Source organism: Acidovorax sp. LjRoot204 (genome assembly GCF_056175785.1).
Genome location: NZ_JBGFFF010000156.1, coordinates 1 through 10,258 on the forward strand (window position 1 = coordinate 1; position 10,258 = coordinate 10,258).

Here is a 10,258-nt window from a genome sequence, read left to right on the forward strand (position 1 = left end):
CCGCTGGGCTGGGCGTTGCTGCAGTCTTTGGAGGGCGACCACAGCACCATCCAGCCAGCTGCAGGGTACTCGCAGGTTTCTCCGGCCGCCGCCTGATTGCTGTCTAATTGATAGCTGTCTGCGCATGTGTTACCAGCGCTTGGAGCCTGCAGGAACCGAAATGTCAGGCCCGGGCAGCTGGTGTGCGGTTTGGGGCCATGGCGCCGGCACGCCCTTCGAGATGCTTATATGCCAATTCTCGATTAATTAACAAGAATATATTCTTTTGAGTTTTAAGGGGTGGTCCGCACAATGCGGAATCTCCTGCATTTTTTGGGCGACTTCACCATGACTTCTTTGAAACTCAAGACCCTCCTGGCCTCTCTGGCCCTGGCCGCGAGCGGCATGGCTGCCGCTCAAAATTCGCTGCTCAATGTGTCGTATGACGTGGCCCGCGAGTTCTACAAGGACTACAACGTGGCCTTCGCTGCGCACTACAAGAAGACCACCGGCCAGGACGTGAAGATCGACCAGTCGCACGCCGGCTCCAGCGCCCAGGCCCGTGCCGTGAACGACGGCCTGGCTGCTGACGTGGTCACCATGAACACCACCACCGACGTACAGTTTCTGGCGGACAACGGCGTGGTTGCCAAGGACTGGGCCAAGAAGTTCCCGCACGACGCATCGCCCACCACTTCGACCATGCTGTTCCTGGTGCGCAACGGCAACCCCAAGAACATCAAAGACTGGGACGACCTCATCAAGCCCGGCGTGCAGGTGATCGTGGTCAACCCCAAGACCGGCGGCAACGGCCGCTATGCCTACCTGGCCGCCTGGGGCGCCGTGCGTGAAAAGGGTGGCACCGAGGCGCAGGCCGCCGAGTTTGTCGGCAAGCTGTACAAGAACGTGCCTATCCTGGCCAAGGGCGGCCGCGATGCCACGGCCACCTTCCTGCAGCGCAACCAGGGCGATGTGCTGATCACTTTCGAATCCGAGGTGGTCTCCATCGACCGCGAGTTTGGCGCGGGCAAGGTCGATGCCATCTACCCTTCGGTGAGCGTGGTGGCTGAAAACCCCGTGGCCGTGGTGGAACGCACCGTGGCCAAGAAGGGCACGGCCCAGCTGGCCAAGGCCTACCTGGACTACCTGTACTCGGAAGAAGCGCAAGAGATCGCAGCCAAGCACGCCATCCGCCCCCGTTCTGAGACCGTGCTCAAGAAGTACGCCGACACCTTCAAGCCGCTCAAGCAGTTCACGGTGGCCAAGTACTTCGGCTCGCTGACCGAAGCGCAGAAGGTGCACTTCAATGACGGTGGCCAGTTCGACAAGCTGTACACGCCCGGCGCCAAGTAAATAGGCCCAGCGCTTTTCCCGACTCACCACTGCATCTATGACCACTGCGACCGCTGTGGCCGCAGCCCCGGCCGGACGGCGCGCGCCCAAGCGCGTGCTGCCCGGCTTCGGGCTGTCACTGGGCTACACCCTTTTCTACTTGAGCATCATCGTGCTGATCCCGCTGTCGGCACTGATCTTCAAGACCTTCACGCTCACCTGGGACCAGTTCTGGGCGGCCATCAGCGCGCCGCGCGTGCTGGCGTCGTACCGGCTGACCTTTGGCGCATCGTTTCTCGCGGCGCTGGTCAATCTGGTGTTTGGCCTGCTGATCGCGTGGGTGCTGGTGCGCTACAAGTTCCCGGGCAAGMRSATCGTCGATGCGCTGGTSGACCTGCCGTTYGCGCTGCCCACSGCSGTGGCMGGYATCTCGCTCACGGCCCTGCTGGCAGGCAACGGCTGGGTGGGCAGCATTCTGGAGCCCATGGGCATCCAGCTCGCGTTCAAGCCTGCGGGCATYGTGATTGCGCTSATCTTCATCGGCCTGCCGTTYGTGGTGCGCACSGTGCAGCCSGTGCTSGAAGACGCCGAGAAGGARCTSGARGAAGCCGCCACSTSSCTGGGCGCSACGCGSYTGCAGACCTTCACCAAGGTSATCYTGCCCTCCATCRCGCCAGCGCTGCTCACCGGCTTTGCCATGGCGTTTGCGCGGGCGGTGGGGGAATACGGCTCGGTGATCTTCATCGCGGGCAACATGCCCATGGTGTCGGAGATCACGCCGCTCATCATCATCGGCAAGCTGGAGCAGTATGACTACGCCGGCGCCACCGCCGTGGCTGTGGTGATGCTGGTCATCTCCTTCATCCTGCTGCTCATCATCAACGCGCTGCAAGCCTGGCAGCGCCGTCACGCGGGGGCACCAGCATGAGCGGCAACAACTCCCGAACCATTCGCCGCGCCCAGGCGGGCACGACCGAAGCGCCCTGGGTCCGCTACACGCTGATCGCCATCGCCTTGGCTTTCATGCTGCTGTTCCTGGTGCTGCCACTGGCCGCCGTGTTTGCAGAGGCGCTGCGCAAGGGCTTTGGCGCGTACCTGGAAGGCCTGCGCGAGCCCGATGCCTGGTCGGCCATCAAGCTCACGCTGATCACTGCGCTGATCGCTGTACCGCTGAACCTCGTGTTCGGCGTGGCAGCCGCGTGGTGCATTGCCAAGTACGAGTTCAAGGGCAAGGCCTTCTTGACCACGCTGGTGGACCTGCCGTTCTCGGTGTCGCCCGTGGTGGCGGGCCTGATCTATGTGCTGATGTTTGGCGCGCAAGGCTGGTTTGGTCCGTGGCTGCAGGCGCATGACATCAAGATCATCTTTGCCGTGCCCGGCATCGTGCTGGCCACCGTGTTTGTGACCTTTCCGTTCATCGCCCGCGAGCTCATCCCGCTGATGCAGGCGCAGGGCAMCGACGAGGAGCAGGCCGCSATCGTGCTSGGCGCGASCGGCTGGCAGACCTTCTGGYRCGTGACCYTGCCCAACATCAAGTGGGGCCTGCTGTAYGGCGTGATCYTSTGCAACGCGCGSGCCATGGGCGAGTTYGGYGCSGTGTCGGTGGTGTCGGGCCACATCCGYGGSCAGACCAACACSATSCCGCTGCACGTCGAAATTCTCTATAACGAGTACCAGTCCGTGGCTGCGTTTGCTGCGGCCTCGCTGCTGGCCTTGCTAGCCCTGGTCACCCTGGTCATCAAGACCATTGCCGAACACCGCAAAGAACAAGCCCTGAAGGCCGCCGCCGAATTGCCGCCCGAGCGCCCCGCGCCCGCTGGCGTGTGAAGGAAAACAGAACATGAGCATYGAAATCCGTAACGTCAGCAAGCAGTTCGGCGACTTCCAGGCGCTGCGCGATGTGAGCCTGGACATCCAGTCCGGCGAACTCATTGCGCTGCTCGGYCCCTCGGGCTGCGGCAAGACCACGCTGTTGCGCATCATTGCCGGGCTGGAGACGGCCGATGTGGGCACCATCCATTTCAGCGGCGAGGACACCACCGACGTGCATGTGCGCGAGCGCAACGTGGGCTTCGTGTTCCAGCACTACGCGCTGTTCCGCCACATGACGGTGTTCGAGAACGTSGCKTTYGGCCTGCGCGTGAAGCCCCGCAGCGAGCGCCCCAGCGAAGCACAGATCAAGAAAAAGGTCATGGACCTGCTCAAGCTGGTGCAGCTGGACTGGCTGGCCGAGCGCTACCCCTCGCAGCTGTCGGGCGGCCAGCGCCAACGCATTGCGCTGGCTCGTGCGCTGGCGGTGGAGCCCAAGGTGCTGCTGCTCGACGAACCCTTCGGCGCGCTGGACGCCAAGGTGCGCAAGGAGCTGCGTCGCTGGCTGCGCCGCCTGCACGACGAGTTGCACGTGACCAGCATCTTCGTGACCCACGACCAGGAAGAAGCCCTGGAAGTCGCGGACCGCGTGGTGGTGATCAACCAGGGCAAGATCGAGCAAAGCGGCTCGCCCCAGCAGGTGTGGGACCAGCCTGCCAGCCCGTTTGTGTACGGCTTTTTGGGCGACGTGAACCTGTTCCACGGCCGCGCCCATGAAGGCCTGGTGCACCTGGACGGCATGCAGCTCGACTCGCCCGAGCACCAGGCGGCGCAGAACGCCAAGGCCTTTGCCTATGTGCGTCCGCACGACCTGGACGTGGAGCGCTACTCCCCCGGCGCGGGCCTGGACGCCGAAGGCCGTCCCCGTGGCATCGTGGCCCAGCTGAGCCGCGCCATTGTGGTGGGCCCCATTGCGCGCCTGGAACTTATTCCGACCGACGATCACAAACCAGCGGACAATGCGTCCCCAGAATCCCTGATCGAAGCGCAGATCCCTGCGCAGCAGTTCAAGGACATGGGTTTCAAGGAGGGTGAGACGCTGGTGGTGACACCACGCCGCGCCCGCGTTTTTCTGGATCACGCCGCCGGTATCTGAGTTGCTTCTCCTTCGAGGCCTCTCTGGGTAACCTGCGGTTTCGAGGGACAAGAATGATGGTGTTGAACTGGATTGATCAGGCCCCGCGTCGCGTGCTGGCGCTGATCAGCGTGGCCTGTGTGGCGATGCTGGCGTTTGGCATGTACCTGCAGCATGTGGTGGGCCTGGAGCCTTGCCCCATGTGCATCGTGCAGCGCTACGCGCTGATTGGTGTTGCTGTATTCACGGCCCTGGCGAGTGCGCGAGGCAATCGGGGCTGGTGGATGAGCTGGGCGGTGCTGGCCGTGATCACTGCCGGGTTTGGCGCCTTTGTGGCGGCTCGCCAGAGCTGGCTGCAGTGGTACCCGCCGGAGATCGCTACCTGCGGCCGCGACTTCTACGGCATGATCGAAAACTACCCCATCAGCCGCGCCATCCCCATGATCTTCCGGGGCTCGGGCGATTGCACTGCGATCGACTGGACCTTCCTGGGTGGCTCGATTGCCAACTGGTCGTTCATCTGCTTCGTGGGGTTTGGCTTGGTGCTGCTGGCTGTGTTGGTGCGGGCGCTGAAGGGTGGCAACAAGCGAGGCTCTGGTTATTCGATGGCTTGATGCCTGTGAGGCATGGGCTTGCATGAAAAAGGCGCTCCAGGGAGCGCCTTTTTCGTTATGGGAAGGGCTGCCAGCGCCGGTGTTCCTGCTCCGAGCGCAGTCCCACCTGGTCGCATGAAAGCGCACAAGGTTGGCTATCCAAGCACCATGTCCCCTGCGTCCAGCGAGGGCGGACGCAGAAGGTCTTCGTTGATGCCCATGGTCTGGCTGGCGCGTTCTACGGCCTGCCACAGTGGCGCAGGCATTTGCAATATCTCTTCCGGCGACGCGGAGCGCGCGATCCATGCACTGATTTGCAGGTGCTGCTCGTGGGTGAGCAGGTCCAGGTTCAACATTTCGTCGATGATTTTCATGCAGGGGCTACAGGGTCGATGGGGTGGCTTGGAGATGGCTCTGCGCGGTAAAGCCCTGAGGAGGCTGTGCTTTGCATGAAGCGAAGAGGGGTTGCTCCGTGGCAACCTCTAGCGTCACGGAGCATGGTGTTTTGTAGAAGAGATGGTACCCAAAGCACCAATCTCAAGCGGGCCAGTGCGACAGCTTCAGCCTGGCATACCGGTGCCATGCGGGAACGGTACGCCTTGTGTACCGTCAACCCATGCGGGCAGTTTGGGCATCACCTGGCCAAACAGCGGACTGGCCTGCCATTGCGCCAGCCAGGCCTGCAGGCGGGGCCACGGCTGTGCGGTCCACCAGTCGGCATCAATGCCTGCAAACTGCCGCACAAAAGGCGCAATCGCCATGTCGGCCAGGGCCGCGTGGGTGCCGAACAGGTAAGGCCGATGTGGTGAGAGACGCGCCTCCAGCGCACCCAACCAGGCCACGGCTTGGGCGTGTTCCGCGTCCATGTCAGCGTCCGGGTATCTGCTGGGGTACTTGCACCGGTCCAGCGCCTGCTTGAACGGGCCATCGCATTCAGCAATCAGCGCGAGCATGTCTTCCAGGCTGCCATGGCTGGGGGTGAGCCAGCCTTCAGGGTCGTGTTGTCGCAGCGCCCACAGCATGATGTCCAGGCTCTGCTCCAGCACCTGGCTGCTGGGCAACACCAGCACGGGCACCGTGCCCTTGGGCGATGCCTGCAGCAACCCCTGGGGCTTGCTTTTGAGCACCACCTCGCGCAGTTCGCAAACCTGGCCGCTCACGGCCAGGGCCAGGCGGGCGCGCATGGCATAGGGGCAGCGGCGGAACGAGTACAGGACGGGCAGGGCGGTCATGTTGTGCCATCCATGCCATCGTCCTCTGCGTGCTTGGCCACAGCGCGTGTGGGGCGGCCGGGTTGCTGCGCGCCGATGTGCTCTTGCCCACGCTGCCGGGCCAGCTGCATCTGCCGCTCGCGCTCGGCCAGGGCGCGTTCCTGCTCGGGTGTGCGGGTGCCGTGGCAATACGGACAGCTCACACCGGGCACGTAGTGCGGTGATTGCAACTCGGCTTCGCCCAGCGGCATGCGGCAGGATCGGCACAGCTGGTGGTGGCCCGGTGCGAGGCCATGGCCTACGGACACGCGTTCGTCGAACACAAAGCAGTCGCCGTGCCAGCGGCTGGATTCTTCGGGTACGGTTTCCAGGTACTTGAGGATGCCGCCTTCCAGGTGGTACACCTCGTCAAAGCCTTGTGACTTGAGGAACGCGGTGGACTTTTCGCACCGGATGCCGCCAGTGCAGAACATGGCGACTTTGGGCTTGCCCGCCAGCACGCCGCCGGGTTGTTTCTCTTTTTCTACCCAGGCCGGAAACTCTGCAAAGGTCTGCGTGTGCGGGTTGATGGCGCGCTCAAACGTGCCAATGCCCACCTCGTAGTCATTGCGTGTGTCCACCACCACCACGCCCGGGTCGTCGATGAGGGCGTTCCAGTCTTCGGGCTTCACATAGGTGCCTGCGTTGCGTGCGGGGTTCAGGCCTGGCACGCCCAGGGTGACGATCTCGCGCTTGAGGCGCACGCGCATGCGGTAGAAGGGCATGCGCTCGGCCAGCGCCTCCTTGTGCTGCAGGGCGGCAAAGCGCGCATCGCTGCGCAGCCAGGCCAACACCGCATGCACGCCCTGCGGTTCGCCCGCAATGGTGCCGTTGATGCCCTCGGGCGCCAGCAACAGCATGCCGCGCACGCCGTTCGCGTCGCACAGGGACTGCAGGGGCTCGCGCAGGGCGGCAAAGTCTGGCAGGTCCACAAACTGATAAAGCGCGGCAGTGAGATAGCGGGGTGTGACCGAGTCCACGAAAAAGGCGTTTTTGAAACAGGAAGGGGGATGATAGCTGTCACCTTTCGTTACGATGCGGGGTTACCAACGCTGCTTGCAAGGTGGTCGCATGAGCAAGGAATCCACTCTCAATCTGTTCCGTCGGCTGGAGCAGCTCAACGGCATTGGCGCTGCGCTCTCGCGCGAGCGGGACATCGACCGGCTGCTGGAGAACATCCTGGAGGCCGCCAAGACCATCACCGGGGCCGACGGCGGCACGCTCTACAGCGTGACGGAAGACCAGTCGGCGCTCAAGTTCGAGATATTGCGAACCGACTCGCTGGGCATCAACCTGGGGGGCACCACGGGCAAACCCATCGACCTGCCGCTGTTACCGTTGCGCACGGCCGACGGCGGGCCCAATGATTCGCTGGTGGCGGCCCACGCGGCCATCCACGACCGCACGGTGAACATTGCCGACGCCTACAGCGCGGCAGGGTTTGATTTTTCGGGCACACGCGCGTTTGACCAGCGCACGGGCTACCGGTCGCAGTCGTTCCTCACGGTGCCGATGAAGAACCACGACCTCGAACTCATCGGCGTGCTGCAGCTCATCAATGCGCGCGACCCGGACACGGGCGAGGTCATCACCTTCTCGCAGGCCGACCAGAGCCTGGCCGAGTCGCTGGCCTCGCAGGCGGCCATTGCGCTCACCAACCGGCTGCTCATCACGCAGCTCGAACGCCTGTTCGAGTCGTTCGTGAACCTCATCAACCTGGCCATCGACGAAAAATCGCCCTACACCGGCGGCCACTGTCAGCGCGTGCCCGCCCTCACGATGATGCTGGCCGAGGCTGTGGATGCCACCCGCGAGGGGCCGTTGGCCGCGTTCAAGATGAGCGATCGCGACCGCTACGAGCTCAAGATGGCGGGCCTGCTGCACGACTGCGGCAAGATCACCACGCCTGTGCACGTGGTGGACAAGGCCACCAAGCTGCAGACCATCTACGACCGCATCGGCCTGGTGGACACGCGGTTTGAAGTGCTCAAGCGCGATGCCGAACTGGCCGCGCTGCGCCGCCAGCTGGCGCTGCGTGCGGTGGTGGACGCGCGGGCTGAAGGCCAGGAGCTGCAGGCCCTGCAGCACGAGATCCATGCGCTGGAGGAAGACCGCGAGTTTCTGCGCCGCAGCAACACCGGCACCGAGGCCATGCGCCCCGAAGACCAGCAGCGTGTGCGCGATATTGCCGCCATGCGTCACTGGCGCAACCCGCAGGGTGTGCAAACGAGCTTTTTGACGGGGGAGGAAGTGGAGAACCTCACCATCCGGTCCGGAACGTTGAACCAGGCCGAGCGCGACACCATCAACTACCACATCGTTGCCACCATCAAGATGCTGGAGACGCTGCCCTGGCCGCGCCACCTCCAAAACGTGCCCGAATACGCTGGGGGCCACCACGAACGCATGGACGGCAAGGGCTATCCGCGTGGCCTCACGCGCCAGCAGATGTCGCTGCAGGCCCGCATGATGGGCATTGCCGACATCTTTGAGGCGCTGACGGCCGCAGACAGGCCCTACAAGAGTGGCATGACCCTGTCGCAGGCGCTGGCCATCATGTGCAGGATGCGGGACAACGGGCACATCGACCCCGACCTGTTCGAGGTGTTTGTGCGCGAAGGGGTGTACCTGCGCTATGGCCAGCAGTTTCTGGATGCAGGGCAGGTGGACGGGGTGGATGTGGCGGCGATGGGGTTTTGACACCGCTGCACCCCGTGCATCACGGCGTACGTTTGCTATGTAATTGATAGCTTCTGGCGCATGATCCACTAGCGCTACCGGCCAAAATCATCCCAATTCTTCAGTCCCGGCACCCACTGTGACGCTGGCCTGTGACATCAGCCAGTCCCGGAACGCCGCCATGGCCCCCGTGGTGGTGCGCGATTGCAAGCGGGTCAGCCAGTAGGCGCCCCGGTGCAGCTCTTGTGCAAAGGGCTGCGCCAGGCGGCCCTGCTGCAGTTCGCGCGCGAACATCTTCACTGGCAACAGTGCCATGCCCGCGCCCTGCGCCGCCGCCTCGGCCAGCGTCAGGGACGAGTCGAACACCGCGCCACGCACCACGGGGCAGGGCGCACCCGCAGCCTCGAACCAGGCCGTCCATTCGTCGGTGCGGTAGCTGCGCAGCAAGGGCTGGCGCGCCAGGTCGGCCACCGTGCGCAGGCCACGGGCCAAGGCGGGCGAGCACATCACGGACATGGGCGCATCCATGATGCGGTCGGCCTGCGTGCCGTGCCATGCGCCGTCGCCAAAGCGGATGGCGTAGTCCAGCCCTTCGCCCGCCATGTCCACCCGGTTGTTGTGCGTGAGCAGGCGCAGGTCCACAAAGGGGCAGGTCTGCTGAAAGTCGCGCAGCCGGGGTAGCAGCCAGCCCACCGCGAAGGTGCCCACGGCGCCCACGGTCAGCACCTCGCGCGGGCGGGTGTCGCCCAGCTTCTCCAGGGCGCGCTGCAGGTTGCCAAACGATTCCACCACCACCGGCAGCAGGGCCTGGCCTTCGTCCGTCAGCGCCAGGCCGCGTGGCAGGCGGCGGAACAGAGGCTTGCCCAGCCGGTCCTCCAGCTTGCGGATGTGCTGGCTCACGGCGGTTTGGGTCACGTGCAGCTCCTGGGCGGCGCGCGTGAGGTTCAGGTGGCGGGCCGCGGCCTCGAAGGCCCGCAGGGCGTTGAGCGGCAGGTGCATATTGCCAAAAGGTCAAAGTTTTTCTTGGGGCTTTTGGCAATTATTGTCGATGGTGCTGGGGGCTGAACTCTCGTATTGTTCGGGCCTTGTTCCCCACTACGCTTTCAATCGATATGCAAAGAAGACAGTTTTCCTTGGGTTTGATGGCCGCCACGGCCATGCCTTTATGGGGTTGTGCAGCTGCCAGCAACTCAGACCGCCGCGAGCAGACCGCCAGCGCATGGAACGATGCCCTCGCCAGCATCGAACGCGCCGCCCAGGGCCGTCTGGGGGTGGCCATGCTGGACACCGGGTCGGGCCTGGCGCTGGGCTGGCGGCAGGACGAGCGTTTTGCCATGGCCAGCACCTTCAAGCTGGTGTTGGCCGGCTGGATGCTGGCTCTGGTGGACCAGGGCAAGGAGCGGTTGGAAGCGCGCGTGCATTACCCGGCCACCGACGTGGTGGCGTACTCGCCCGTCAGCGGCCCGCGCGCGGGCGATGGT

Annotated in this window: 11 protein-coding genes; 7 read left to right on the forward strand and 4 right to left on the reverse strand. The window is 64.2% G+C overall.

Going from position 1 to position 10,258, the window contains the following annotated elements:
• Positions 1–327 precede the first annotated feature (327 nt).
• The 5 genes from AC04MI_RS20430 to AC04MI_RS20450 are packed head-to-tail and all read left to right on the forward strand — an operon-like array spanning position 328 to position 4,869.
• Positions 328–1,332 (forward strand): sulfate ABC transporter substrate-binding protein, encoded by a 1,005-nt coding sequence (locus AC04MI_RS20430; RefSeq protein ID WP_056067832.1) that lies wholly within the window; start codon positions 328–330, stop codon positions 1,330–1,332.
• 37 nt (positions 1,333–1,369) lie between these two features.
• Positions 1,370–2,239 carry a sulfate ABC transporter permease subunit CysT gene (cysT, locus tag AC04MI_RS20435; protein WP_476498550.1) on the forward strand — a complete coding sequence of 290 codons (870 nt, stop codon included), beginning with the start codon at positions 1,370–1,372 and terminating at the stop codon, positions 2,237–2,239.
• Positions 2,236–3,138, forward strand: a complete 903-nt coding sequence (gene cysW, locus AC04MI_RS20440; protein WP_476498551.1) for a sulfate ABC transporter permease subunit CysW — start codon at positions 2,236–2,238, stop codon at positions 3,136–3,138. The genes cysT and cysW overlap by 4 nt, the downstream gene beginning before the upstream one ends.
• A 13-nt stretch (positions 3,139–3,151) precedes the next feature.
• Positions 3,152–4,276 (forward strand): sulfate/molybdate ABC transporter ATP-binding protein, encoded by a 1,125-nt coding sequence (locus AC04MI_RS20445; RefSeq protein ID WP_099730044.1) that lies wholly within the window; start codon positions 3,152–3,154, stop codon positions 4,274–4,276.
• Positions 4,277–4,332: 56 nt separating this feature from the next.
• Complete coding sequence (locus AC04MI_RS20450) at positions 4,333–4,869, forward strand: disulfide bond formation protein B (protein ID WP_436078644.1); 537 nt, start codon at positions 4,333–4,335, stop codon at positions 4,867–4,869.
• 134 nt (positions 4,870–5,003) lie between these two features.
• Here the strand turns inward: AC04MI_RS20450 and AC04MI_RS20455 are convergent, their stop codons facing one another.
• The 3 genes from AC04MI_RS20455 to trhO all read right to left on the reverse strand — a co-directional run bounded on the left by AC04MI_RS20455 (position 5,004) and on the right by trhO (position 7,078).
• A complete protein-coding gene (locus tag AC04MI_RS20455) occupies positions 5,004–5,222 on the reverse strand; it encodes a hypothetical protein (RefSeq protein WP_056067635.1) in 219 nt (72 codons plus the stop codon).
• Between the two features lie 186 nt (positions 5,223–5,408).
• Positions 5,409–6,080, reverse strand: coding sequence for a glutathione S-transferase (locus tag AC04MI_RS20460; protein WP_146871083.1), 672 nt, complete (start codon positions 6,078–6,080; stop codon positions 5,409–5,411).
• Positions 6,077–7,078 (reverse strand): oxygen-dependent tRNA uridine(34) hydroxylase TrhO, encoded by a 1,002-nt coding sequence (gene trhO, locus AC04MI_RS20465; RefSeq protein ID WP_146871082.1) that lies wholly within the window; start codon positions 7,076–7,078, stop codon positions 6,077–6,079. The genes AC04MI_RS20460 and trhO overlap by 4 nt, the downstream gene beginning before the upstream one ends.
• A gap of 91 nt (positions 7,079–7,169) precedes the next feature.
• On the opposite strand from trhO, the gene AC04MI_RS20470 reads away from it, so the two are divergent.
• A complete protein-coding gene (locus AC04MI_RS20470) occupies positions 7,170–8,798 on the forward strand; it encodes a GAF and HD-GYP domain-containing protein (protein ID WP_146871081.1) in 1,629 nt (542 codons plus the stop codon).
• A gap of 87 nt (positions 8,799–8,885) precedes the next feature.
• Here the strand turns inward: AC04MI_RS20470 and AC04MI_RS20475 are convergent, their stop codons facing one another.
• Positions 8,886–9,776, reverse strand: coding sequence for a LysR family transcriptional regulator (locus tag AC04MI_RS20475; RefSeq protein ID WP_146871080.1), 891 nt, complete (start codon positions 9,774–9,776; stop codon positions 8,886–8,888).
• A 143-nt stretch (positions 9,777–9,919) separates the two neighbouring features.
• Here AC04MI_RS20475 and AC04MI_RS20480 point away from each other — a divergent pair.
• A partial coding sequence (locus tag AC04MI_RS20480) for a serine hydrolase (protein ID WP_476498552.1) occupies positions 9,920–10,258 on the forward strand: 339 nt, incomplete at its 3' end.